The sequence below is a fragment of the Pseudoduganella chitinolytica genome, assembly GCF_029028125.1.
Taxonomy (GTDB): domain Bacteria; phylum Pseudomonadota; class Gammaproteobacteria; order Burkholderiales; family Burkholderiaceae_D; genus Rugamonas; species Rugamonas chitinolytica.
This window is the reverse complement of the sequence record NZ_CP119083.1, coordinates 3715354-3738998: the sequence shown is the minus strand read 5'-3', so window position 1 is coordinate 3738998 and position 23645 is coordinate 3715354. Positions and strand designations below refer to the sequence as shown.

The following is a 23645-nucleotide window of genomic DNA, read 5'->3' as shown; positions in this document are numbered from 1 at the left end:
AACCGCATGGCGCAAAGCGGCAGCAGGAGAAAGCACGCATGAAAATCTGGAGTGACAACTTCAAGCAAGGCGCCCCCATCCCGGGCGACAACGCGTTCGCGGTGCCGGATGCGGTTAGCCACGTTCGCCTGGCCGGCAACCGCAATCCGCACCTGGCGTGGGACGACATCCCGCCTGGCACGGCGTCGCTGGTGTTGCTGTGCATCGACGGCGACGCCCCCACCGTGGGCACGGACGTCAACCAGGAAGGGCGCACGCTGCCGGTGGACCTGCCGCGCGGCGATTTCTACCACTGGGCGCTGGTGGACATCCCGCCCACGGTGACCACGCTGGCCGAAGGCGCGCACGCCCAAGGCGTCACGCCGCACGGCAAGCCGGGCCCCGCCATCGCGGGCAGCCCGATGCGCCACGGCCTGAACGACTATACGAGCTGGTTCGCCGCGGATCCGGACATGGCGGGCGACTACTTCGGCTACGACGGTCCCTGCCCGCCGTGGAACGACGAGCGCGTGCACCACTACATCTTCCGCCTGTATGCGCTGGACATCGACAAGCTGCCCGTCGAAGGGCGCTTCACGGCCCAGGACGTGCTGGCGGCCATGCACGGCCACATCGTCGACGAGGCGCAGCTGATCGGCACCTACACCCTGAAGGCCGCATGACGACGAAGCTGTTGTTGATCCGTCATGGCGAGACGGCGTGGAATGCCGTGCGCCGCCTGCAGGGCCACCTGGACATCGAACTGAACGACGCAGGCCGCCGCCAGGCCGCGGCGCTGGCCGGCGCACTGGCTGGTGCGCCGCTGGCCGCGATCGTATCGAGCGACCTGCAGCGGGCCATGCAGACGGCTGGCGCCGTGGCGCGGTTGCACGACGTGCCGCTGCACACCGACCCGCAACTGCGCGAGCGGGGCTATGGCGTGTTCGAGGGCTTGCTGTACAGCGAGATCGAAGCGCGCTATCCCGCGCACTTCCACGCCTGGCAGCAGCGGCACGTGGATGCCGTCATGCCGCACGGCGAGCGCCGCGCGGAGAGTTTCCGTGCGTTCTACGACCGCAGCGTCGGCGCCATCGGCCACTGGGCGGAGCGGTATGCGGGCCGCACTATTGCCGTGGTCGCGCATGGCGGCGTGCTGGAATGCGCCTACCGCGCCGCCACGAACATGACCCTGGAAAGCCCGCGCGACTTCCAGGTGCGCAACGCCAGCATCAACCGCTTCACGTACGCCGACGGCCGCCTGGCGCTGACGCAGTGGGGCGATGTCGAGCACCTGGCGCTCAGCCTGGACGACATCGTCTGAAAACCCGGGACGGACCCCTGTTTCCTGGCAACCCAGGCGCAGGACCGGGGTCAGACCCGGCGGGTCCGACCCCAGCTTTCGCTGTTGGGTGAAAAAACAGCCGCGGTACGCGGAGAATTTCTAGTGCTACCAACGATTGCCTTAAAACCAGGGACTGTCCCGGGTTTTTTTCATTCGCAGCACGGTCGTCTCAAAAATTTCCGCACATAACTCGTTGTTTCATAACCGTAAAGCTGCACGCTTGCTGGTTTAATACAAAATAGTGCTTATTAATTGAGCAGTCCATCGGTTAGAATTGCAGGTTCCTCCGCTGCGGTCGCGGTGTCAACCACGGATTCCCCAAGTGCAAATCGGTCCACATCTCCTGCGCAATAACGTTTTCGTCGCCCCCATGGCTGGCGTGACGGATCGCCCGTTCCGCCAGCTGTGCAAGGAACTGGGCGCCGGGTATGCGGTGTCGGAAATGGCGGCGGCGAATCCGCGCGTGTGGGCGTCCGAGAAGAGTGCGCGGCGCACCGATCACGCGGGCGAGATGGAGCCGAAGGCCGTGCAGATCGCCGGTTCCGATCCGCAGGAGCTGGCCGACTGCGCCAGGTTCAACGTCGACAAGGGTGCCCAGATCATCGACATCAACATGGGCTGCCCGGTGAAAAAGGTCTGCAACAACTGGTGCGGCTCCGCGCTGCTGCAGTTCGAGGACCTGGTCGAGCGCATCCTGCACGCGGTCGTCGGTGCCGTGGACGTGCCCGTCACGCTGAAGTTTCGCACCGGCTGGAACCGCGAGAACAAGAACGCGCTGCGTATCGCCCGCATCGCCGAGCAGGCCGGCATCCAGATGCTGACCCTGCACGGCCGCACCCGCGCGGACGGTTATACCGGCGATGCGGAGTACGACACCATCGCGGCCGTGAAGGCGTCCGTCAGCATCCCCGTGGTGGCCAACGGCGACATCACGACGCCGGAAAAAGCCCGCTTCGTGCTGGATAAAACCGGCGCGGATGCGGTAATGATCGGCCGCGCCGCCCAGGGGCGGCCGTGGATCTTCCGCGAGATCGACCATTTCCTGCGCACGGGCGAGCACCTGCCGGCCCCGCTGGTGGCCGAGGTGCGCCAGCTGATGGACGAGCACCTGCGCGCCCATTACGCGTTCTACGGCGAGTACCTGGGCGTGCGCACGGCGCGCAAGCACATCGGCTGGTACGTGCGCGACCTGCCCGGGGGGAAGAGTTCCGCCAGCAGATGAACCGCCTCGAGTCCACCGTCGAGCAATTGCGGGCCGTGGACGGCTTTTTCGAATCGCAATGGAAGTATGGCGAGCGGTTACAATACCGCCTCGCCGAAGAAATGCTGGCGGCCTGACCCGGCGCCAGACCGGCAAACATTTAGCAGAACACAAGAATATGAGCAAAGAAAGTATCCAGGAAGTCGTCCAGAAAAGCCTCGAAGAGTATTTCAACGACCTGGGCGAGCAACAGGCATCGAATATCTACGACATGGTCGTCATGACCGTCGAGAAGCCGATCCTCGAAGTGGTCATGACGCGCGCCGACGGCAACCAGTCGCACGCCGCGCAGATGCTCGGTATCAATCGCAATACGCTGCGCAAGAAACTGCAGGAACACGGCCTGCTGTAACGCTCGATCCGGCCCCGGCAAGTGGCTGTGACCGGCCGCTGTGCCGGTGAGTCTGTCCTGGGAACCGTTGCGCCACGCACGGTCCCGCCACCAGAATTCTTTCACAACCTTGACCATAGCCATGATCAAACAAGCTCTCATTTCCGTTTCCGACAAGACCGGCGTGCTGGACTTCGCCCGTGCCCTGTCGGCGATGGGCGTCAATATCCTGTCCACGGGCGGTACCGCCAAGCTGCTGCTCGACAACGGCGTGGCCGTGACCGAAGTGGCGGATTACACGGGCTTCCCGGAAATGCTGGATGGCCGCGTGAAGACGCTGCACCCGAAAGTGCACGGCGGCATCCTGGCCCGTCGCGACTTCCCGGAGCACATGGCCAAGCTGGATGAACATGGCATTCCGACCATCGACCTGGTCGTCGTCAACCTGTACCCGTTCCAGGCCACCGTCGCCAAGGACGAGTGCACGCTGGACGACGCCATCGAGAACATCGACATCGGCGGCCCCGCCATGCTGCGTTCGGCGGCCAAGAACCACAAGGATGTGATCGTCATCTGCGACCCGTCGGACTACGGCGTCGTGCTGGCGGAAATGAAGACGACGGACAACTCGCCCGGCTACGTCAGCTACGAAACCCGCTTCAACCTGGCCAAGAAGGTCTACGCGCACACGGCGGCGTATGACGGTGCCATCACGAACTACCTGTCCAGCCTGGGCCCGGACCGCCAGCACGCCACCCGCGGCGCCTACCCGCAGACGCTGAACGTGCACTTTGAAAAAGTGCAGGACATGCGTTACGGCGAGAACCCGCACCAGAGCGCGGCGTTCTACCGCGACACGACCGCTGTCGAAGGTGCGCTGGCCAACTACCGCCAGCTGCAGGGCAAGGAACTGTCGTACAACAATATCGCCGACGCCGATGCGGCATGGGAATGCGTGAAGAGCCTGGGCGGCATGGACCAGGGCGCTGCCTGCGTCATCGTCAAGCACGCCAACCCGTGCGGCGTGGCGCTGGGCGGCTCGGCCGTCGAAGCGTACTCGCGCGCGCTGCAGACCGACCCGACCTCGGCCTTCGGCGGCATCATCGCCTTCAACGTGCCGGTGGACGGCGCCGCGGCGAGCGAGCTGGTCAAGCTGTTCGTCGAAGTGCTGATCGCCCCGTCGTTCACGGATGAAGCCAAGCAGATCATGGCGGCCAAGCAGAACGTGCGCCTGCTGGAAATCCCGCTGGGCACGGGCGTCAACCCGATGGACTTCAAGCGCGTGGGCGGTGGCCTGCTGGTGCAGTCGGCGGACGCGAAGAACGTGCTGCTGGCCGACACCCGCGTCGTGACGAAAAAGCAGCCGACCCCGCAGCAGCTGGCCGACCTGATGTTCGCATGGAAGGTGGCGAAGTTCGTCAAGTCGAACGCGATCGTCTTCTGCGGCAACAACATGACCCTGGGCGTGGGCGCCGGCCAGATGAGCCGCATCGACTCCGCCCGCATCGCCTCGATCAAGGCGCAGAACGCCGGCCTGACGCTGGCGGGCTCGGTGGTGGCGTCGGACGCGTTCTTCCCGTTCCGCGACGGCCTGGATGTGGTGGTCGACGCGGGCGCCACGTGCGTGATCCAGCCGGGCGGCTCCATGCGCGACCAGGAAGTCATCGACGCGGCCGACGAGCGCGGCGTTGTCATGCTGTACACGGGCACCCGCCACTTCCGCCACTAAGCATCCGCCAAGACCCAACTACGGCCCAGCCCGTGTCCCACCGCGGTGTCAGTCACCGCGGTGGGACACGGGCTCGACAATCGAGCCGCACCTTTGCGCCCGCGCTGCTTGCGGGCGCTTTCTTTACTGCATACAATCAGCCAATGATTATTCTCGGCATCGACCCTGGCCTGCGTACCACCGGCTTTGGCGTGATTCACAAGCAGGGTACGAAGCTGCGCTACATCGCTTCCGGCACCATCAAGAGCGGCGAGGGCGATTTGCCGACGCGGTTGAAAGTCATCCTGGACGGCGTCGCGCAACTGACGGCCACCTACCAGCCGGACTGCGCAGCCATCGAGAAAGTCTTCGTCAACGTCAATCCGCAATCGACCTTGCTGCTGGGGCAGGCGCGCGGCGCCGCCATCTGCGGTCTCGTCAGTGCGTCGCTCAGCGTGGCGGAGTATTCGCCGACGCAGATCAAGCAGGCCGTTACCGGCACGGGCAAGGCGGCCAAGGAGCAGGTACAGGAAATGGTGGCGCGGCTGCTGGCGCTGCCGGGCCTGCCCGGCTCGGACGCGGCCGACGCCCTCGGTGTCGCCATCTGCCACGCCAATACGCACGATACGGTAGCAGCGATCGCGACGATCGACCTGGCCGCGCGCGGCACCGCTGGCCTGCGCATGAAGCGCGGGCGCCTGGTCGGCTAAACTAGCCGTCATTCACCATGAAACGGAAACACCCATGATCGGACGTCTCTCCGGCATCCTGCTTGAAAAAAATCCGCCGCAACTGCTGGTCGACGTGCAAGGCGTCGGCTACGAGGTCGACGTGCCGATGAGCACCTTCTACAACCTGCCGCACACGGGCGAGAAGGTGACGCTGTTTACGCACCTGACGATCCGCGAGGATGCCCACCTGCTGTTCGGCTTCGGCAATGCCGAGGAACGGGCCGTGTTCCGCCAGCTGATCAAGATCACCGGCGTGGGCGCGCGCACGGCGCTGTCCATCCTGTCCGGCATGTCGATCGCCGACCTGTCGCAGGCCGTCACGCGCCAGGAAGCGGGCCGCCTCGTCAAGGTGCCCGGCATCGGCAAGAAGACGGCCGAGCGCCTGCTGCTGGAGCTGAAGGGCAAGCTGGGCGCGGATCTGGGCGCCGTCGCCGGGATGCACGCGGTGCCGGATGCGCAGACGGACATCCTCAACGCGCTGATCGCGCTGGGGTATTCGGACAAGGAAGCGCTGCAGGCGCTGAAGACCGTCCCGGCCGGGGCCACCGTCTCGGACGGCATCAAGCAGGCGCTCAAAGCGCTGTCCAAGGGTTAAGCCATGAGCATCCAGACCGACGATTTCCAACCGCAGCGCGTCATCGACGCGGCCCCGTCGTCGCCCAACGAGGAAGCGATCGAACGCGCGCTGCGTCCCAAGCTGCTGGACGAATACGTCGGCCAGGAAAAGATCCGCAGCCAGCTGGAGATCTTCATCACCGCCGCGCGCGGGCGCAGCGAGGCGCTTGATCACACCTTGCTGTTCGGCCCACCGGGCCTGGGCAAGACGACCCTGGCGAACATCATCGCGCGCGAGATGGGCGTGAACCTGCGCCAGACGTCCGGCCCCGTGCTGGAGCGCCCGGGCGACTTGGCCGCGCTGCTGACGAACCTGGAAGCGAACGATGTGCTGTTCATCGACGAGATCCACCGCCTGTCGCCCGTCGTCGAGGAGATCCTGTATCCGGCGCTGGAGGACTACCAGATCGACATCATGATCGGCGAAGGCCCGGCCGCGCGTTCGGTCAAGCTGGACCTGCAGCCCTTCACGCTGGTGGGGCCACCACGCGCGCCGGCATGCTGACCAACCCGCTGCGCGACCGCTTCGGCATCGTCGCCCGCCTCGAGTTCTATACGACGGAAGAACTGGCGAAGATCGTCACGCGCAGCGCGGCGCTGTTGAAGGCGCATATCGACGACAGCGGCGCGCACGAGATCGCACGCCGCGCGCGCGGCACGCCCCGCATCGCCAACCGCCTGCTGCGCCGCGTGCGCGACTATGCGGAAGTGAAGAGCAACGGCGACATCACGAAGGAAGTCGCCGATGCGGCGCTGGTGATGCTGGACGTGGACACGGTCGGCTTCGACGTCATGGACCGCAAGCTGCTGGAAGCGGTGCTGTACAAGTTCAACGGCGGCCCGGTCGGCATCGGCAACCTGGCCGCGGCGATTGGCGAAGCGGCGGACACGATCGAGGACGTGCTGGAGCCGTACCTGATCCAGCAAGGCTACCTGCAGCGCACGCCGCGCGGCCGCGTGGCCACGCCGGCGGCCTACCAGCATTTCGGCCTGCAGCCGCCGCGCACGTCGCTGACCGGGGACCTGTGGTAATGCAGATCTGGGTCGACGCGGACGCCTGCCCCGGCGTCATCAAGGAGATCCTGTACCGCGTGGCCGAGCGCGTGCAGATGAACGTGACGCTGGTGGCGAACCAGCTGCTGCGCGTGCCGCCGTCGAAGTACGTGCGGGCGCTGCAGGTGCCGCATGGTTTCGACGTGGCCGACAACGAGATCGTGCGCCTCGTCGAGCCGGGCGACCTGGTGGTCACGGGCGACATCCCATTGGCTTCCGACGTGCTGGCAAAGGGCGGCTACGCGCTCAACCCGCGCGGGGAGTTCTATACGCCGGACACAATCAAGCAGCAGCTGACGATGCGTGCCTTCATGGAGGACCTGCGCAGCAGCGGCGTCGATACGGGCGGGCCATCCGCCTTCAGCCAGGCCGACCGCCAGCGCTTCGCCAATGCGTTGGATGGGCATTTGCGGAAGGTGCGGCAGTCGCGGTGATGCCGCCCTCGCGTTCGAAGCGACCGCAAGATCATCGGTCGGCTCGATAAGCCGCTGGCGGTGCCAGGGCTAGCGCTGGTCGCTACTTCAGACAGACTTGCGGCGGCGCCAGCCGATCAGTCCCAGTCCGCCCAGCAGCATTGCGTAGGTGCCGGGTTCCGGAACCGCGGACAGTGGCGTCATCGAGGTAATGTCGCCACTGAAATATGTCCATCCGAATTCGCCGGTGTCCTTTTGTGCGTACACATTGAAGTTGAAGGCCGCGCCCTTCAACAACATGAACTGTTGTGTGGTCGCGTCCGTACTGTTCAACAACTGGCCCGATTCGTCAGTCGTCACCAGGACAAAGCTGGACATATAGTGAGGATCGTAGCTGTATTTTTGCGCTACGACGCGCAGCTCGTCATGCTCGATTCCTGCAGTGCCATCCGTGACGCGGACGTAGCCCCCCGACTCGTTTTTCGTTGTAAGGCCGGAATCGACGAATTGTGCTTCAATCGACAGGCCGTCATATTCAAAGGCCTTCGAGTCATCCGTGCTGAAGTGATCCCAGCCATTGGTGGCCAGATCGAACGTCAGGGTGCCGACCACCTTCTCTCCCCGGGCAATAACTTTTCCCTCTACCGTGCCGGACTCCACCAGCGCCTCGGTGTTGCTATCCCGCACGCTATTAATGTTCGCGGTGAACTGGAACGTCTGCAATGCAGCCTGTGCAGAAGTGGCGCAGGCGGCGCCGAGCAATAGTCCGGACAATACTTTTTTCATGAATTCCCCCTGAAGTGTCATGCAATTAGAACACACATGATGAAAAATTGAAATCAATTTGCACTGTGGCTGCGGACTTTGACAAGGTCCGGACCAAGCGCCTGTGGCCACTTTCCCCGGGGCTGGAGAGCTCGACACAGCTCGGCCGTAACGCCGACAGCACGACTTGCGGTATCCTTGCGCGCATGCTGATCAAAACCACATCTGCCGCGCTGGCGCTGGCCATCGCCACGCTGGCCCAAGCCGCCGTTCCCGTCTACGGCTACACCGTCAAGCAGGCGTTCCCGCACGACCCGCAAGCCTTCACCGAAGGGCTGTTCTACCGCGATGGCCTGCTGTACGAGAGCACGGGCCTGAACGGCCGCTCGTCGATCCGCAAGGTCGAACTGGAGACGGGCAAGGTGCTGCTGTCGCGCGAGATTCCGTCGACGTACTTCGGCGAGGGCATCGCGCCGTTCGGCAAGCGCCTGATCAGCCTGACGTGGACCAACCAGGTCGGCTTCATCTGGGACCTGGAGACCCTGCAGCCGCAGGACCGCTTCACGTATCAGGGCGAAGGCTGGGCGCTGACCAGCGACGGCGAGCGCCTGTACATGAGCGACGGCACCCAGTACATCCGCGTGCTCGATCCGAACACGCTGAAGGTGACGCGCCGCATCCGCGTGACGGCCGACGGGATGCCGGTCACGCAGATCAACGAGCTCGAATGGGTGGAAGGGCAGATCTACGCGAACATCTGGCAGACCGACCGCATCGCCCGCATTGACCCGTTTTCCGGGCGCGTGCTGGGCTGGATCGACCTGGCGGGGCTGGACAAGCTGTCCGGCGTGGAGCCGGGCACGGACAATGTCCTGAACGGCATCGCCTATGACAGCGCAAAAAAACGGTTGTTCGTGACCGGGAAGATGTGGCCGAAGCTGTTCCACATCGAGTTGAAACAGGCGGCGGGACGCTGAGGGCGTCCCGCGCGGCCGGGGGCGCCGGTCAGGCGCGCTTGCGGCGCCAGGCCAGCAGGCCGAGGCCGGCGAGGAGCATGGCGTAGGTGCCGGGTTCGGGGACGGCGGAAACCAGCGACATGGATGTCAGCTCGCCCCGCAGCCGATACGATGAAACCCCTGGAGTATACGAAACAGATCCAAAGTAAAAGGCCCCGTTGAACTGGCCGAGCTCCGTTGTTGGGATAGTTGCCGCACTCAATGCCGTCGCAGTAGGGTCAAAAAAGTTGAGGCCGAATCCGACCCAATCCTCCCGGTAGGTGTTACCGTCGAAACGGACGAAGTCCGTATCGCCGTAGTCCACGGCGGCATCTTCGACAGTCACCGCCGACGAATAAATACTGGACACTTCCTTATACCCCGTCCTATTGAACTGAACAGTGGCACCAAAAGGCGCATCGTTGCCGTAATGCGCCTTGATGCCACTGCCATAGTTGTACTGCGCTATTGGCGATGCGGAGGTGTCAAACGTGTAGCTGCCGGTGACGGTATCATCTAGATTGATGACCTGATTTCGAATCGTAACCGTTGACACGGGTAACTCTTCGGGGAAAGCGCCAAGCTGGCTAATGCTGGAGATCTTCGCCGTATAGTGCAGCGTATAAAGCTCGGCGTGAGCGGCAGAGGATAACGTCAGGCCAATTGCCAGGACGGTCAGTAGCTTTTGCATGGATGTGTGCAAACTTGTCATATAGAAATGACATTTGAACACATCCGTTAAAAAAATGAAACTACTGATGAGTCGCCTGGGGTGTTACTCCTGCCGCACCCAAGTCTGCGACCGCCCCAGCATCGGCATGCCGATATACCCGCGCACATCGAGCTTCTTGCCGTCGTCAACCAGCTTCATCTTGCTCTTGTAGACCTTGCCGTTTTCCGGATCGAGGATGGTGCCGCCGCTGTATTCGCCGCCGTCCTTCTTCATGCCGTTGATGATGGACAGGCCGACCAGCGGCTTGCCTTTGTCGGCGCCTTCGCACTTGTCGCAGACGGGGTTCTGCTCCTGGCCCGCCGGACGGAACAGTTTTTCGATACGACCCTGCAGCACGCCGTTCGCTTCGCTGATGCGGATTTCCGCCTTCGGCTTGCCGGTCTTGTCGTCGATGTTCTTCCACAGGCCGACAGGGCTCGTGTTGTCGGCAAAGGCGGGCAGGGCGTGGGCACCGAAGGCTGCGCCGACGAGGGCGGCAAAAATGAATGGACGCATGGATGTCTCCTTTTATAGTTGGAGAGTCCAGTGTAGCGCACGGTCGTGCTGAAAAATTCGTGGACACGCTCTAATGAAAAACGCCGGCCCGGGTTAACCCGGGTCCGGCGTTTTTTACAACACTGCAGCGGAAATTACGCGGCTGGCAGCTTGGCGAACTGCTCGCGCAACTTGTCCAGCGTGGCGGTGAACGTGGCGACACGCTCCTTCTCCTGCGCGACCACCGCAGCCGGAGCGCGCGCAACGAAGCTCTCCGACGACAGCTTGCCCGATGCCTTGGCGATCTCGCCTTCCAGGCGCGCGATCTCCTTCGACAGGCGCTCGCGTTCGGCCTTGACGTCGATCTCCACTTTCAGCATCAGCTTCGTGGTGCCGACGACCGAGACGGCGGCCGGCGATTCCGGCAGCGCGTCCACGATCTGCACTTCCGACAGCTTGCCCAGCAGTTGCACGTACGGTGCGAACGCGGCGATCTTGTCCTTGTCAAGCCCCGTGGCTTCGACGATCAGCGGCACGCGTACCGATGGCGACAGCTTCATCTCGCCGCGCAGGTTGCGCGTCGCATCCGTCAGGCCCTTCAGCTCCGCGATCCAGCTTTCCGCTTGCGTATCGATGGCCGCTTCGTTCGGCAGCGGGTACGGCTGCGTCATGATCGACTTGCCCTCGGCATCCTTGCCAGCCAGCGGCGCGACGGTCTGCCACAGCTGCTCGGTGACGAACGGGATGATCGGATGCGCCAGGCGCAGCACCACTTCCAGCACGCGCAAGAGCGTGTTGCGGGTGGCGCGCTGCTGGTCTTCCGTGCCTTGCTGGACCTGCACCTTGGCCAGTTCCAGGTACCAGTCGCAGTACTCGTCCCACACGAACTTGTAGATCGCGGTGGCGATATTGTCGAAGCGGTAGTCGGCAAAGCCCTTCGCCACTTCCTGTTCGGTGCGATTGAGGAGCGAGACGATCCACTTGTCGGCTGGCGACAGGTCGGCGTCGCTGGCGCTGCAGTCCTTGCCTTCGGTGTTCATCAGCACAAAACGTGTGGCGTTCCACAGCTTGTTGCAGAAGTTGCGGTAGCCTTCGGCGCGGCCCAGGTCGAAGTTGATGTTGCGGCCCAGCGAGGCGTAGCTGGCCATCGTGAAGCGCACCGCGTCCGTGCCGTAGGCTGCGATTCCTTCCGGGAATTCCTTGCGCGTGGCCTTTTCGATCTTCTCGGCCGCCTTCGGGTTCATCAGGCCCGTGGTGCGTTTTTCCACCAGCGCGTCGATGCCGATACCGTCGATCAGGTCGATCGGGTCGAGCGTATTGCCCTTCGACTTCGACATCTTCTGGCCCTGCGAGTCGCGCACCAGGCCATGCACGTACACGGTCTCGAACGGCACCTTGCCCGTGAAGTGCGCCGTCATCATGACCATCCGGGCGACCCAGAAGAAGATGATGTCGAAGCCCGTCACCAGCACGGACGACGGCAGGAACGCCTTCAGGTCCGGCGTTTCTTCCGGCCAGCCCAGGGTGGAGAAGGGCACCAGCGCGGACGAGAACCACGTGTCCAGCACGTCGTTGTCGCGCGTCAGCGTGCCCGTGCTGCCGGCCGCCTGCTGCTTGGCCAGCGCTTCCTCTTCCGTGCGCGCGACGAAGATATTGCCTTGCTCGTCGTACCACGCCGGGATCTGGTGGCCCCACCACAGCTGGCGCGAGATGCACCAGTCCTGGATGTTGTTGAGCCACTGGTTGTAGGTCGTGGTCCAGTTCTCGGGCACGAACTTGATCTCGCCCGACGACACTTTTTCCAGCGCCACTTCGGCGATCGACTTGCCCGGGTTGAACGTGCCTTCCGGCGCCGGTTTGCTCATGGCGACGAACCACTGGTCCGTCAGCATCGGCTCGATGACGACGCCGGTACGGTCGCCGCGCGGCACCATCAGCTTGTGCGGTTTCACTTGCTCCAGCAGGCCTTGCGCTTCCAGGTCGGCCACGATCTGCTTGCGGGCGGCGAAGCGGTCCAGACCGCGGTAGGCTGCCGGTGCCTCGTCGCTGATCTTCGCGTCCAGCGTCAGGATCGACGGCATGTCCAGCTTGTGGCGCTGGCCCACGGCGTAGTCGTTGAAGTCGTGCGCCGGCGTGATCTTCACGCAGCCCGTGCCGAACGCCTTGTCCACGTACGAGTCGGCGATGATCGGGATCTCGCGGCCCACCAGCGGCAGGGTCAGCATCTTGCCGACCAGCGCCTCATAGCGCTCGTCGGTCGGATCGACGGCCACGGCGACGTCGCCCAGCATCGTTTCGGGACGGGTCGTCGCAACGGTCAAGGTGCCGCTGCCGTCGGCCAGCGGGTACTTGATGTACCACATCGAGCCGTCTTCTTCTTCCGACACCACTTCCAGGTCGGAGACGGCCGTGCCCAGCACGGGATCCCAGTTGACCAGGCGCTTGCCGCGGTAGATCAGGCCCTGCTCGTACAGGCGCACGAACACTTCGGCCACCGTCTTCGAACGGGGCGCGTCCATCGTGAAGTATTCGCGGTCCCAGTCGGCCGAGGCGCCCAGGCGGCGCATCTGGCCCGTGATCGTGGAGCCGGATTTCTCCTTCCACTCCCAGACTTTCTCGACGAACTTCTCGCGGCCCAGGTCATGGCGCGACACCTTCTGCGCGTCCAGCTGGCGCTCGACGACGATCTGCGTGGCGATGCCGGCGTGGTCGGTGCCCGGGATCCAGGCCGTGTTATGGCCCAGCATGCGGTGATAGCGCGTCAGGCCATCCATGATGGTCTGGTTGAAGGCGTGGCCCATGTGCAGCGTGCCGGTGACGTTCGGCGGCGGCAGCTGGATGCTGAAGGCGGGCTTGGAGAGGTCCATCGAAGCGGCGAAGTATCCGCGCTTCTCCCACTCGGTGCGCCAGAACTGTTCAATGTCGGCAGGCTCGAAAGACTTGGCTAATTCCATGATCTGGGAAAGGTAATTTGGCGAAAACGACCATTATAAGGGGAGCCGCCCGCCAGCGGTCCCGCCGGTCCTCCCCAGCCATCGACAGACTACCCGGCGCCGCTGCACTGGGCGCTCCACGCCACCAGCTCGTTGCGCGACTTGCGCACCGTGATGCGGGCCGCGCCGCCGATATCGTTCTCGAAGACCAGCACGGGCAAGCCGTCCTTGGCGCGGTCCAGGCCCGTCAACCGGAAGCCGCGCGAACGCGCCGGCGCGCATTGCGTATTCCCCGCCATCAGCAGGCGCGCATTGTTCAGCAGGGTGGGGTGCTGCTGGATCAGCACGAGGATGTCCATCTCGGCCAGTGGGGCCAGCAGCCGCACCGGCGTCTCCGGCTGCGTGCCGCACTGCTGGCCGTGGTGGACCCACACCAGCTGTTCGGCCGGTCGCTCGCTCCAGCGTTTTGCCCTGGTGTCGTAGTCGAACATGCTGCGCGCCTGCCGGCACAGCGGCAGCACGAGGCGCTGGGCCGGTCCGTCCAGGGTGGCCGTCACGCGGCGGTTGCGGCGCTCGCCCGTCGCGGCAAACTGCGGCCGCAGCAAGCCAGCCGTGCCCGGGTGGGCTACCGCATAGTAATCGAAGAACGACGCCTGTTCCTTGTCCGTGACCGTGGCAGCAGTAGCCGCAACCGCTCCCGCCGCCACTATCGTCATCGCCACCGCCAGCCATCTGTTGCGCATCGAGTCTCCATACTGTCGCGGCCAGGCCGCACCGGCCAGATTATAGGCGCTGTTGCGCTTTTCATATGGTGCGCTTTCGCGCATAATGGCGGCGCTGACGGCGGCCCAACGCCGTCGGCATACGCTAGGGGTCCTGCGCACATACACATGATGTGTGCGCGGGTGAGAAATACCCTCCGAACCTGATCTGGATAATGCCAGCGAAGGGAAGCTTTTGGATGCGCGCCACCCGACGTGTGCGCGCATCCCGACTCCTTTGCTGGCTCCTGTAGCCGCCAAGGAGCCAAATGAACGCCCACCATCCGCAGCAGCCCTTCCTCGCCAGTACCGCCGAGGTGGACAGCGCAGCCGTCGCACCGCTGCCGAATTCCCGCAAGATCTACGTCACCGGCAGCCGTCCGGACATCCGCGTGCCGATGCGCGAGATCACGCAGTCCGACACGTCCGCCTCCTTCGGCCACGAAGCCAATCCGCCGATTTCCGTCTACGACACGTCCGGTCCGTACACCGATCCTGCCGCCACGATCGACATCCGCGCGGGCCTGGCGCCCTTGCGCGCGGGCTGGATCGCGGAGCGTGGCGATACGGAAGAACTGCCGGGACCGACGTCCGAGTTCGGCCAGGCCCGCCTGGCCGATCCGGCACTGACGCAACTGCGTTTCAACCTGCACCGCAAGCCGCGCCGCGCGGTCGATGGCGCCTGCGTCACGCAGATGCAATACGCGCGCCGCGGCATCGTGACGCCGGAAATGGAGTTCGTCGCAATCCGCGAAAACCTGCGCCGGCAGGAATACCTGGCCGAGCTGCGCCAGTCCGGTCCCCTGGGCGAGCGCATGGCCGACCTGGTGGGCCGCCAGCACCCGGGCCAGTCGTTCGGCGCATCAATCCCGGACCTGATCACGCCCGAGTTCGTGCGCGACGAGATCGCGCGCGGCCGCGCCATCATCCCCGCCAACATCAACCACCCGGAACTGGAGCCGATGATCATCGGCCGCAATTTCCTCGTCAAGGTCAACGCCAATATCGGCAATTCCGCCGTCACGTCCTCGATCGGCGAGGAAGTGGAAAAGATGACGTGGGCGATCCGCTGGGGCGGCGACACGGTGATGGACCTCTCCACCGGCAAGCATATCCACGAGACGCGTGAATGGATCGTGCGCAACAGCCCCGTCCCGATCGGCACCGTGCCGATCTACCAGGCGCTGGAAAAAGTGAATGGCAAGGCCGAGGCCCTGACCTGGGAGATCTTCCGCGACACCCTGATCGAACAGGCGGAGCAGGGCGTCGACTACTTCACGATCCACGCCGGCGTGCTGCTGCGCTACGTGCCGCTGACGGCCAAGCGCCTGACGGGCATCGTCTCGCGCGGCGGTTCCATCATGGCGAAGTGGTGCCTGGCGCACCACCAGGAGAACTTCCTGTACACGCACTTCGAAGACATCTGCCAGATCATGAAGGCGTACGACGTGTCGTTCAGCCTGGGCGACGGCCTGCGCCCCGGCTCGATCTACGACGCCAACGACGAAGCGCAACTGGGGGAACTGAAAACGCTGGGCGAACTGACGCAGGTCGCCTGGAAGCACGACGTGCAGGTGATGATCGAAGGCCCGGGCCACGTGCCGATGCAGCTGATCAAGGAGAACATGGACCTGCAGCTGGAGCAGTGCGCGGAAGCGCCGTTCTACACGCTGGGCCCGTTGACCACCGATATCGCACCGGGCTACGACCACATCACCTCCGGTATCGGCGCCGCGCAGATCGGCTGGTACGGCACGGCGATGCTGTGCTACGTCACGCCGAAGGAGCACCTGGGCCTGCCCGACAAGAACGACGTCAAGGAAGGCATGATCACCTACAAGATCGCCGCCCACGCGGCCGACCTGGCGAAGGGGCACCCGGGTGCGCAGATCCGCGACAACGCGCTGTCCAAGGCTCGTTTCGAATTCCGTTGGGAAGACCAGTTCAACCTGGGCCTCGATCCCGACCGCGCCCGCGCATTCCATGACGAGACGCTGCCGAAGGACTCGGCCAAGGTGGCGCACTTCTGCTCCATGTGCGGTCCCCATTTCTGCTCGATGAAGATCACGCAGGAAGTGCGCGACTACGCGGCCCAGGGCATGCAGGAGAAGGCCGTGGAGTTCGTGAAAAAGGGCGCGCAGCTGTACAGCAAGGCATGAAGAAGGCTTGAAACGAATGATCGAGATCGAAGTCAATGGCGCGCCGCGCCAGGTCGAGCCGGGCCACACCCTGCACGACCTCGTCGTCGCGCTGCAACTGGAAGGCCAGGCGCTGGCGCTGGCCGTCAACCGCGCCGTGGTACCGCGCCAGCGCTGGCGCGAGGTCGCGCTGCAAGGCGCGGACCGGGTGGACATCGTGCGCGCCATCGGCGGCGGCTGAACAAGGAGAACACAATGAACGACAAGGACAATAACTTCCTGACCATCGCGGGCAAGCAGTACAACTCGCGCCTGCTGGTGGGCAGCGGCAAGTACAAGGACCTGGAGCAGACCCGCGCCGCCACCGATGCGGCGGGCGCGGAGATCATCACCGTGGCGATCCGCCGCGTCAACATCGGCCAGGACCCGAACGCACCGAGCCTCCTGGATGTGCTGCCGCCGTCCGAATACACCATCCTGCCCAACACGGCGGGCTGCTACAACGCCAAGGACGCCGTCTACACGCTGCAACTGGCGCGCGAACTGCTGAACGGGCACAAGCTCGTCAAGCTCGAAGTGCTGGGCGACGAGAAGACGCTGTTCCCGAACATGCCCGAGACCCTGGTGGCGGCGAAGGAGCTGGTCAAGGACGGCTTCGACGTGATGGTCTACTGCAGCGACGACCCGATCCAGGCGCGCATGCTGGAGGACATCGGCTGCGTGGCCGTGATGCCGCTGGCATCGCTGATCGGTTCCGGCATGGGCATCGTCAATCCGTGGAACCTGTCGCTGATCGTCGAGCAGGCGCGCGTGCCCGTGCTGGTCGACGCCGGCGTGGGGACCGCGTCGGACGCGGCCATCGCGATGGAACTGGGCTGCGACGGCGTCCTGATGAACACGGCCATCGCGGCCGCGCAGGATCCGGTGCGGATGGCGCGGGCGATGCGGCTGGCGGTACTGGCGGGACGCGAGGCCTACCTGGCCGGGCGCATGCCGCGCCGCTTTGCCGCGTCGCCGTCGTCGCCGATGGCCGGGCGCATCGCCGCGTGAGCATGCGACCTTGCGTGCTGGTGTTTGCCGGCTCCGACCCGTCGGCCGGGGCCGGCATTGCCGCCGACGTGCAGGCCATCGCGGCCGTTGGCGCGCATCCGCTGGCGGTCGTGACGGCGCTGACGGTGCAGGACCACAACCGCGTGTACGAGGTCATCCCCGTGGCGCCGGACGTGGTGCTGCGCCAGGCCGAGGCGCTGGTGCGCGCGTGCCGCATCGGCGCCGTCAAGATCGGCATTCCTGGCAGCGCGGACAACGCCCACGCGATCGCCCAGGTCATCCTGGCGCTGCGGGTGGCGCAGCCGGCGCTGCCCGTCGTGCTGGACCCGGTGCTGGCCAGCGGCCATGGCGACAGCCTGGCACGCGGCAACGCGGTGGCTGCGCTGGCGCCGTTGCTGCCGCTGGCGACCGTGCTGACACCGAACGGCCCGGAAGCGGCGGCCCTGGCCACGCAGCTCGGCAGCCCGGATGCGGACCATGCGCACACGCTGCGTGCGCTGGGCTGCGAACACGTGCTGGTGACGGGCGGCCATGGCGGCGGCGACGAAGTGGTCAACCGCTGGCAGGGCCCGGGGCAGCGGCAGAACTGGTCGTGGCCACGGCTGGCCGGGGAGTTCCACGGCAGCGGCTGCACACTGGCCTCCGCGCTGGCGGGCCTGCTGGCGCAGGAGGTGCCGATGGCGCAAGCGCTGGCGCGGGCGCAGGCCTACACCCATGCGGCACTCGCCAACGCCTATGCGATCGGCCCGGGCCAGCGCATGCCGCTGCGCTAATCACATCAAAGGAGTCATCATGAACACCCAACTTCGCGGCCTGTACCTCGTCACACCCGACTGGGACGACACCGACCGCCTGCTGGCCGCCAGCGCCGAAGCCCTCGCGGCCGGTGCCGCGCTGCTGCAGTACCGCCACAAGTTCGCGTCGCCGGAGCTGCGCGTCGAACAGGCCAGCGCGCTGCTGGCGCTGTGCCGGCGCCACGGCGTGCCGTTCATCGTCAACGACCACGTCGAGCTGTGCCTGGAACTGGGCGCGGACGGCGTGCACGTTGGCGGGCTCGATGCCAGCGTTGCCACGGCGCGCGCGGCTGTCGGGCCGGACCGCATCGTCGGCGCCTCCTGCTACGGCCAGTTGCCGCTGGCGCTCGACGCCCAGGCGGCCGGCGCCAGCTACGTCGCGTTCGGCGGCTTCTATCCGTCGCGCGTGAAGAAATATGCGGTGACGACGCGGCCCGCCATCATCGGGGACGCGCGCGGGGCAGGGCTGACCTTGCCAACCGTCGTCATCGGCGGCATGACGCCGGAGAACGCGGCGCCGCTGGTGGCGGCCGGGGCGGACATGGTGGCGGCGATCAGCAGCGTCTACTGCGCCGACTACCGCAGCGGCGACGTGGCGGCGGCCGTGCAGGCGTTCACGGGGCTGTTCGGCAACAGATAGGCCTGTTGCGCTGGGCGATCCGCCTTATAATCGGCCCATCGCCAATGCCTAACTGCTCAGCCATGACTCCACAAGCGCCTGTCAAACGCCTGATCCTGATCGTCGACGACGACCAGCTGCTGGCCGAATTCCTCAGCGTGATCCTGCAGAACGCGGGCTATGAAACCATGCAGGCCCATTCGGCGGACCACGCGCTGAAGCTGGTGGCCGAGCGCGAGCCGGACATGGCGCTGCTGGACATCCACATGCCCGGCATGTCCGGGCTGGAACTGGCCAAGCAGCTCAATCGGGAGACGTCGGTGCCGTTCATGTTCCTGTCCGGCCGGGGCGACGCGGATGCGGGCAAGCAGGCCGCTGCCTACGGCGCGGTGGGTTTCGTCGTGAAACCCGTCGACGAAAAGCACCTGATGCCCGCCTTCGAGGCGGGCCTGGCGCGGGCGGACGAAATCCGCCAGCTGCGCCGCACGGAGCTGAACCTGAACGCCGCGCTGGCGGCGGGGCGCGAGACCAGCCTGGCCGTGGGACTGTTGATGTGCAAGTTCCAGACGGACCGCAATACCGCGTTCGAGGTGCTGCGCGACCATGCCCGCTCCAGCCGCCGCAAGGTCAACGAAGTGGCCGACCAGCTGCTGACCGCGGAGGAAACGTTGAACAGCCTGCATGCGGCGTTTTACGCACGGTCCAAAAAATAAGCTTTCCATACTGCATTAAAAGTGCGCTAAACTAGGTACGTTCGACGCGGCCCCTCCGCCGCGCGCTTCGAGCAGCGGCCGCCCCGTCCCCCGCGGCCGCATCAACCAGTTCGGCCCAGCTCCGCCGACCCGCATCCTGAAGTCCCTCGACCCCGCACGCGCGGCGCATGGCATTCAGGCTACTGCAATCGACCGGCTCGCGGAGTCCACCCATGAACATGAACGATGCCCTGGAGGCCTGCAAGCCTCTGCCCCCTGCGCCTCACCTGCTGCACGTCGATGCCGACGACGCGACGGCGCTGATCCTTGCCACCTTGCTGGTCCCGGAGATCCGGGTCACGCGCGCCGCCTCGATGGCGGATGCGCAAGCGCTGCTGCGCCAGCACGACTTCGCGCTGATCGTGCTGGACCCGGACCTGCCGGACGGCGACGGCCAGCACCTGATCCGCGACCTGCGCGAGCGCGCCGTGCATACGCCGGTGCTGCTGTACTCGGCCCGCCAGCCCAGCCTGCACCACCAGGCCCACGCGTTCCTGCCGAAGCCCTGGACGTCGCCGCGCCAGCTGTGGCAGGCCACGTGCCGCTTGCTGGAGATGGACCTGATCGCCAGGTGACAGCGGGTCCAGGCACCGATCCCGGGACGTTACCGTCCCGGGATCGGTGCCTGTCCCCCGGGGTTTGATTTGCTATCATGGCGCTTTATCACATCACCGGATTTTGCGATGAAGACCAAGGCAGCAGTAGCATGGAAGGCGGGCGCCCCGCTGACGATCGAGGAAGTGGAACTGGGCGGACCGCGCGAGGGCGAGGTCCTGGTCGAGATCAAGGCCACCGGCATCTGCCACACCGATTACTACACCTTGTCCGGGGCCGACCCGGAAGGCATTTTCCCTGCCATTCTCGGCCATGAAGGCGCCGGCGTCGTCGTCGACGTGGGCCCGGGCGTGAAGAGCCTCAAGAAGGACGATCACGTCATCCCGCTGTACACGCCGGAATGCCGCCAGTGCAAATTCTGCCTGTCGCAGAAGACCAACCTGTGCCAGGCGATCCGCTCCACGCAGGGCCGCGGCCTGATGCCCGACGCGACCAGCCGCTTCTCCCTCGACGGCAAGCCGATCTTCCACTACATGGGCACCTCGACGTTCTCGAACTACATCGTCGTGCCGGAAATCGCGCTGGCGAAGATCCGCGAGGATGCGCCGTTCGACAAGGTCTGCTACATCGGCTGCGGCGTCACCACCGGCGTCGGCGCCGTGCTGTTTACCGCCAAGGTGGAGGCGGGCGCCAACGTCGTCGTGTTCGGCCTGGGCGGCATCGGCCTGAACGTGATCCAGGCGGCCAGGATGGTCGGTGCCGACAAGATCATCGGCGTCGACATCAACCCGGGCCGGGAGGCGATGGCGCGCAAATTCGGCATGACGCACTTCATCAACCCGAACGACGTCGAGAACGTCGTCGACACGATCGTCCAGCTGACGGACGGCGGCGCCGACTACAGCTTCGAATGCGTTGGCAACACGACCCTGATGCGCCAGGCGCTGGAGTGCTGCCACAAGGGCTGGGGCAAGTCGATCATCATCGGCGTGGCCGCCGCAGGCCAGGAAATCGCCACGCGGCCGTTCCAGCTGGTCACGGGCCGCGAATGGAAAGGTTCCGCGTTCGGCGGCGCGCGCGGCCGCACCGATGTGCCGAAGATCGTCGACTGGTACATGGACGGCAAGCTCAATATCGACGACCTGATCACCCACAAGCTGTCGCTCGACCAGATCAACGAAGGCTTCGACCTGATGAAGAAGGGCGAATCGATCCGCTCCGTCGTCATGTATTAAGCGGCATGGGGCGGCACCGCGCCGCCCCGTTTCAGCACCGCCCATCCTGCCCGTTGCGCAGTCCGTCGCAACCGCCATCCCACGCCAGCCGCACCGTAGTAACCTGGTATCGCGCTGTCGCGCCATGAACTAGACAAAAAGTTCTAGACAAGTTTTTCTAGATCGCCTATTCTATTTTCGACAACCCGCCATCCCACGTTGACGAACCGCCATGACGAACCTGTTCGACACCCTGATCCCAGCGCTCGGCTGGTCGCTGCTGCACTTTGTCTGGCAGGGGCTGCTGGTCGGCTGGGCTGCGACGCTGGCGCTGCATGCGTTGCGCAATCGCTCCGCGCAGGCGCGCTATGCCGTCGCGTGCGGCGCGCTGCTGTTGTGCGCTGTCGTGCCGCTGGCAAGCATCGTATGGCGCGTGTTGGAAGCGCAAGCGGCCGGGTACTCGGTGCCGGCGACGACGGATCCGCTGCTGTGGGCAGTCGGCAGCGCGGCGCTGGCTCCCGTGCCAGCGCTCCTGGACGGCGAAGGTATGACGTCGCTCGAATACCTGCTGCGCCGGCAGTTGCCCTGGCTCGTGCTGCTGTGGGCGACTGGCGCCGCGCTGATGACGTTGCGGTTGTCGCTGGGCCTGCAGTGGGTCCGGCAGCGTACGCTGGCGGGGCGGTTCGCGCCCGATCCGGCATGGCAGCGCCGGCTGGACGCGCTCGCCTCCCGCATGGGCCTGCGCCGTGCCGTGTTGCTGGGCGTCTCCGCTGCCGACCTGGAAGGGCCGATGACGGCCGGGTGCTGGCGTCCCATCGTGCTGGTGCCGGCCGCGCTGGTGACGGGTATGCCGCCGCACCTGCTGGAGGCGCTGCTGGCGCATGAACTGGCGCACATCCGCCGTCACGACTACCTCGTCAACCTGGTGCAGAGTGCCATCGAGGTCCTGCTGTTCTACCACCCCAGCGTCTGGCAGCTGTCGAAGCGGATCCGCGCCGAACGCGAACAGATCGCCGACGACCTGGCGGCCCACGCGCTGGGGGAACCCCGGCGGCTGGCCCGGGCCCTGTCCGAACTGGACAAGTTCCAGTTCTCCACGAACCATTTTGCCCCAGCGGCACAAGGAGGAGACCTCATGTTCCGTATCAAACGCCTGATCCGACCCGATTCCCAACCCCTCAGCTGGAAGATGGCGACCCCGCTGCTGGGCCTGTGCGCGGCCTGCGTCGTGCTGTACGCCCAGGCACGGCCGGCCGACGAGCCGCGCGCCGCCACGGTGCCGCAGGCCAAGGACGTGGCAGCGCAGGCACACGACGCCGCCGGCGCGCGCGCCGCGGCCGCGGCCGCCGATCATGCCAGCACGACCTGGGAAGTGCCGCCCGCGCCGCCGGCACCGCCGGCCCCACCCGCAGCAGCGGCAGCAGCGGCCCCACCGGCCCCACCGGCCCCGCCCGCAGCACCGGCAGCACCGGCACCGGCGGCGGCAGGCGCGATCCCGGCCCCACCAGCACCACCAGCCCCGCCAGCACCACCGGCACCACCAGCACCACCGGCGCGGGCCGATACCGGCATGCGCTTCAACATCGGCGAGCGCGCAGACGGCTATGCGATCGTGACAGGCGGTGCCGGGCAGATTGTCTCGCTGCGCAATGTCGACGAGCGCCAGCTGGAGCGCGTCAAGGCCAAGCAGCAGGGCGATTTTGTCTGGTTCACGAAAGACGGCAAGGCCTATGTGGTGACCGACCCCGCCGTGGTGGACAAGGCACGTGCGGCCTGGGCACCGGTGGAACAGCTCGGCAAGAAAATGGAACGGCACGGCCAGGAAATGGAAGCGCTGGGGGCGAAGCTGGGCGCCGTCGGCGCGCAACTGGGCGAGCAGCATGCGGCAGCAGGGCGGGAGTCGGTCCTGCGTGCGCTCGAGCGCAGGCTGCGCGAGAAGGAACGCCGGATGGAACCGCTGGCCGCGCAGATGGAAAAGCTGGGTCGTGAGGTCGGGCACGCGGAGCACGCCAAGGAGCGTGAGGCGATCGTCGCGCGCAGCATGGCGCTGCAGCGCCGCATGGTGCCGCTGCAGGCGGAAATGGACGGCATCGCCGCCAGCATCGCCGCGCAGCAGGGCATGATGCATCCGGACGACGCCCGGATCAAGGCCCTGCGCGGGCAGATGCAGGCAATCCAGCGCCCGATGGGAGAGCTGGGCCGCAAGATGGGTGAACTGGGCCGCGACCAGGGCCTGGCCGGCCAGGCGGCGGAGCGCACGATGCGCGCCTTGCTGGATGAGGCGCTGCGGCGGGGAACCGCTCAGCCGGCTGGCTAGACCCATGGGGGTCTGTCCCTCCAGGGACTGACCCCGAAGTTCGGCTTGCTGTGCGTCGACCTTGACGACAAACTTCAGGGTCTGTCCCCGCAAGGGGGACAGACCCTGAGCC

Annotated in this window: 22 protein-coding genes, 2 pseudogenes and 1 riboswitch; of the genes and pseudogenes, 19 read left to right on the top strand and 5 right to left on the bottom strand. The window is 65.7% G+C overall.

Annotated elements, in window-relative coordinates; all coding sequences use genetic code 11:
- The first annotated feature begins 38 nt into the window (after positions 1–38).
- From PX653_RS16490 to PX653_RS16450, 9 genes and pseudogenes are all read left to right on the top strand, one after another.
- Positions 39–662 carry a YbhB/YbcL family Raf kinase inhibitor-like protein gene (locus PX653_RS16490; RefSeq protein ID WP_277413853.1) on the top strand — a complete coding sequence of 208 codons (624 nt, stop codon included), beginning with the start codon at positions 39–41 and terminating at the stop codon, positions 660–662.
- Positions 659–1300: a histidine phosphatase family protein gene (locus tag PX653_RS16485; protein ID WP_277413852.1), complete on the top strand. Its 642-nt coding sequence runs from the start codon at positions 659–661 to the stop codon at positions 1298–1300. The genes PX653_RS16490 and PX653_RS16485 overlap by 4 nt, the downstream gene beginning before the upstream one ends.
- A gap of 343 nt (positions 1301–1643) precedes the next feature.
- Positions 1644–2659, top strand: a pseudogene (dusB, locus tag PX653_RS16480) (tRNA dihydrouridine synthase DusB).
- Between the two features lie 41 nt (positions 2660–2700).
- Positions 2701–2934, top strand: a complete 234-nt coding sequence (locus PX653_RS16475; RefSeq protein ID WP_107140775.1) for a helix-turn-helix domain-containing protein — start codon at positions 2701–2703, stop codon at positions 2932–2934.
- Between the two features lie 121 nt (positions 2935–3055).
- Complete coding sequence (gene purH / locus PX653_RS16470) at positions 3056–4642, top strand: bifunctional phosphoribosylaminoimidazolecarboxamide formyltransferase/IMP cyclohydrolase (RefSeq protein WP_277413851.1); 1587 nt, start codon at positions 3056–3058, stop codon at positions 4640–4642.
- 143 nt (positions 4643–4785) lie between these two features.
- Positions 4786–5331, top strand: coding sequence for a crossover junction endodeoxyribonuclease RuvC (ruvC, locus tag PX653_RS16465; RefSeq protein WP_277413850.1), 546 nt, complete (start codon positions 4786–4788; stop codon positions 5329–5331).
- Between the two features lie 34 nt (positions 5332–5365).
- Positions 5366–5947 carry a Holliday junction branch migration protein RuvA gene (ruvA, locus tag PX653_RS16460; RefSeq protein WP_277413849.1) on the top strand — a complete coding sequence of 194 codons (582 nt, stop codon included), beginning with the start codon at positions 5366–5368 and terminating at the stop codon, positions 5945–5947.
- A 3-nt stretch (positions 5948–5950) separates the two neighbouring features.
- A pseudogene (gene ruvB / locus PX653_RS16455) lies at positions 5951–6999 on the top strand (Holliday junction branch migration DNA helicase RuvB).
- Positions 6999–7454, top strand: coding sequence for a YaiI/YqxD family protein (locus PX653_RS16450; RefSeq protein ID WP_277413848.1), 456 nt, complete (start codon positions 6999–7001; stop codon positions 7452–7454). The pseudogene ruvB and the gene PX653_RS16450 overlap by 1 nt, the downstream one beginning before the upstream one ends.
- Before the next feature lie 87 nt (positions 7455–7541).
- Here PX653_RS16450 and PX653_RS16445 read toward each other — a convergent pair whose 3' ends face one another.
- Entirely contained in the window at positions 7542–8219 is a 678-nt protein-coding gene (locus PX653_RS16445) for a PEP-CTERM sorting domain-containing protein (RefSeq protein ID WP_277413847.1), read from the bottom strand.
- A gap of 185 nt (positions 8220–8404) precedes the next feature.
- Here PX653_RS16445 and PX653_RS16440 point away from each other — a divergent pair, with 185 nt between their 5' ends.
- Positions 8405–9175, top strand: a complete 771-nt coding sequence (locus tag PX653_RS16440) for a glutaminyl-peptide cyclotransferase (protein WP_277413846.1) — start codon at positions 8405–8407, stop codon at positions 9173–9175.
- Positions 9176–9203: 28 nt separating this feature from the next.
- On the opposite strand, the gene PX653_RS16435 is transcribed toward PX653_RS16440, so the two are convergent.
- The 4 genes from PX653_RS16435 to PX653_RS16420 all read right to left on the bottom strand — a co-directional run bounded on the left by PX653_RS16435 (position 9204) and on the right by PX653_RS16420 (position 14076).
- Positions 9204–9884: a PEP-CTERM sorting domain-containing protein gene (locus tag PX653_RS16435; RefSeq protein WP_277413845.1), complete on the bottom strand. Its 681-nt coding sequence runs from the start codon at positions 9882–9884 to the stop codon at positions 9204–9206.
- Between the two features lie 84 nt (positions 9885–9968).
- Positions 9969–10421: a DUF2147 domain-containing protein gene (locus PX653_RS16430; protein ID WP_277413844.1), complete on the bottom strand. Its 453-nt coding sequence runs from the start codon at positions 10419–10421 to the stop codon at positions 9969–9971.
- Positions 10422–10555: 134 nt separating this feature from the next.
- A complete protein-coding gene (locus PX653_RS16425; protein ID WP_277413843.1) occupies positions 10556–13354 on the bottom strand; it encodes a valine--tRNA ligase in 2799 nt (932 codons plus the stop codon).
- A gap of 89 nt (positions 13355–13443) precedes the next feature.
- On the bottom strand, positions 13444–14076 hold the full coding sequence (locus PX653_RS16420) for a hypothetical protein (protein WP_277413842.1): 633 nt from the start codon (positions 14074–14076) through the stop codon (positions 13444–13446).
- Positions 14077–14192: 116 nt separating this feature from the next.
- Positions 14193–14302: riboswitch (TPP riboswitch) on the top strand.
- 61 nt (positions 14303–14363) lie between these two features.
- On the opposite strand from PX653_RS16420, the gene thiC reads away from it, so the two are divergent.
- The 9 genes from thiC (at position 14364) to PX653_RS16375 (ending at position 23533) form a co-directional block, all read left to right on the top strand.
- On the top strand, positions 14364–16253 hold the full coding sequence (gene thiC, locus PX653_RS16415) for a phosphomethylpyrimidine synthase ThiC (RefSeq protein ID WP_277413841.1): 1890 nt from the start codon (positions 14364–14366) through the stop codon (positions 16251–16253).
- Positions 16254–16269: 16 nt separating this feature from the next.
- Positions 16270–16473: a sulfur carrier protein ThiS gene (thiS, locus tag PX653_RS16410; RefSeq protein ID WP_277418588.1), complete on the top strand. Its 204-nt coding sequence runs from the start codon at positions 16270–16272 to the stop codon at positions 16471–16473.
- 14 nt (positions 16474–16487) lie between these two features.
- Positions 16488–17282, top strand: a complete 795-nt coding sequence (locus PX653_RS16405; protein WP_277413840.1) for a thiazole synthase — start codon at positions 16488–16490, stop codon at positions 17280–17282.
- Between the two features lie 2 nt (positions 17283–17284).
- Positions 17285–18055 (top strand): bifunctional hydroxymethylpyrimidine kinase/phosphomethylpyrimidine kinase, encoded by a 771-nt coding sequence (gene thiD, locus PX653_RS16400; protein WP_277418587.1) that lies wholly within the window; start codon positions 17285–17287, stop codon positions 18053–18055.
- 19 nt (positions 18056–18074) lie between these two features.
- Positions 18075–18716: a thiamine phosphate synthase gene (gene thiE / locus PX653_RS16395; RefSeq protein ID WP_277413839.1), complete on the top strand. Its 642-nt coding sequence runs from the start codon at positions 18075–18077 to the stop codon at positions 18714–18716.
- 62 nt (positions 18717–18778) lie between these two features.
- The gene (locus tag PX653_RS16390; protein WP_277413838.1) at positions 18779–19408 is read left to right on the top strand and encodes an ANTAR domain-containing response regulator; all 630 of its coding nucleotides are present in this window, start codon (positions 18779–18781) and stop codon (positions 19406–19408) included.
- A 212-nt stretch (positions 19409–19620) separates the two neighbouring features.
- The gene (locus PX653_RS16385) at positions 19621–20022 is read left to right on the top strand and encodes a response regulator (RefSeq protein ID WP_277413837.1); all 402 of its coding nucleotides are present in this window, start codon (positions 19621–19623) and stop codon (positions 20020–20022) included.
- A 108-nt stretch (positions 20023–20130) separates the two neighbouring features.
- Complete coding sequence (locus PX653_RS16380; RefSeq protein ID WP_277413836.1) at positions 20131–21237, top strand: S-(hydroxymethyl)glutathione dehydrogenase/class III alcohol dehydrogenase; 1107 nt, start codon at positions 20131–20133, stop codon at positions 21235–21237.
- A 211-nt stretch (positions 21238–21448) separates the two neighbouring features.
- Positions 21449–23533 (top strand): M56 family metallopeptidase, encoded by a 2085-nt coding sequence (locus tag PX653_RS16375; RefSeq protein WP_277413835.1) that lies wholly within the window; start codon positions 21449–21451, stop codon positions 23531–23533.
- Positions 23534–23645 lie beyond the last annotated feature (112 nt).

Excerpts from the sequence above, each read along its gene's own strand:
- PX653_RS16490 (WP_277413853.1), top strand. The coding sequence starts at position 39 with ATGAAAATCTGGAGTGACAACTTCAAGCAAGGCGCCCCCATCCCGGGC.
- PX653_RS16485 (WP_277413852.1), top strand. The coding sequence starts at position 659 with ATGACGACGAAGCTGTTGTTGATCCGTCATGGCGAGACGGCGTGGAAT.
- PX653_RS16475 (WP_107140775.1), top strand. The coding sequence starts at position 2,701 with ATGAGCAAAGAAAGTATCCAGGAAGTCGTCCAGAAAAGCCTCGAAGAG.
- purH (WP_277413851.1), top strand. The coding sequence starts at position 3,056 with ATGATCAAACAAGCTCTCATTTCCGTTTCCGACAAGACCGGCGTGCTG.
- ruvC (WP_277413850.1), top strand. The coding sequence starts at position 4,786 with ATGATTATTCTCGGCATCGACCCTGGCCTGCGTACCACCGGCTTTGGC.
- ruvA (WP_277413849.1), top strand. The coding sequence starts at position 5,366 with ATGATCGGACGTCTCTCCGGCATCCTGCTTGAAAAAAATCCGCCGCAA.
- PX653_RS16450 (WP_277413848.1), top strand. The coding sequence starts at position 6,999 with ATGCAGATCTGGGTCGACGCGGACGCCTGCCCCGGCGTCATCAAGGAG.
- PX653_RS16445 (WP_277413847.1), bottom strand. The coding sequence starts at position 8,219 with ATGAAAAAAGTATTGTCCGGACTATTGCTCGGCGCCGCCTGCGCCACT.
- PX653_RS16440 (WP_277413846.1), top strand. The coding sequence starts at position 8,405 with ATGCTGATCAAAACCACATCTGCCGCGCTGGCGCTGGCCATCGCCACG.
- PX653_RS16435 (WP_277413845.1), bottom strand. The coding sequence starts at position 9,884 with ATGCAAAAGCTACTGACCGTCCTGGCAATTGGCCTGACGTTATCCTCT.
- PX653_RS16430 (WP_277413844.1), bottom strand. The coding sequence starts at position 10,421 with ATGCGTCCATTCATTTTTGCCGCCCTCGTCGGCGCAGCCTTCGGTGCC.
- PX653_RS16425 (WP_277413843.1), bottom strand. The coding sequence starts at position 13,354 with ATGGAATTAGCCAAGTCTTTCGAGCCTGCCGACATTGAACAGTTCTGG.
- PX653_RS16420 (WP_277413842.1), bottom strand. The coding sequence starts at position 14,076 with ATGCGCAACAGATGGCTGGCGGTGGCGATGACGATAGTGGCGGCGGGA.
- thiC (WP_277413841.1), top strand. The coding sequence starts at position 14,364 with ATGAACGCCCACCATCCGCAGCAGCCCTTCCTCGCCAGTACCGCCGAG.
- thiS (WP_277418588.1), top strand. The coding sequence starts at position 16,270 with ATGATCGAGATCGAAGTCAATGGCGCGCCGCGCCAGGTCGAGCCGGGC.
- PX653_RS16405 (WP_277413840.1), top strand. The coding sequence starts at position 16,488 with ATGAACGACAAGGACAATAACTTCCTGACCATCGCGGGCAAGCAGTAC.
- thiD (WP_277418587.1), top strand. The coding sequence starts at position 17,285 with ATGCGACCTTGCGTGCTGGTGTTTGCCGGCTCCGACCCGTCGGCCGGG.
- thiE (WP_277413839.1), top strand. The coding sequence starts at position 18,075 with ATGAACACCCAACTTCGCGGCCTGTACCTCGTCACACCCGACTGGGAC.
- PX653_RS16390 (WP_277413838.1), top strand. The coding sequence starts at position 18,779 with ATGACTCCACAAGCGCCTGTCAAACGCCTGATCCTGATCGTCGACGAC.
- PX653_RS16385 (WP_277413837.1), top strand. The coding sequence starts at position 19,621 with ATGAACATGAACGATGCCCTGGAGGCCTGCAAGCCTCTGCCCCCTGCG.
- PX653_RS16380 (WP_277413836.1), top strand. The coding sequence starts at position 20,131 with ATGAAGACCAAGGCAGCAGTAGCATGGAAGGCGGGCGCCCCGCTGACG.
- PX653_RS16375 (WP_277413835.1), top strand. The coding sequence starts at position 21,449 with ATGACGAACCTGTTCGACACCCTGATCCCAGCGCTCGGCTGGTCGCTG.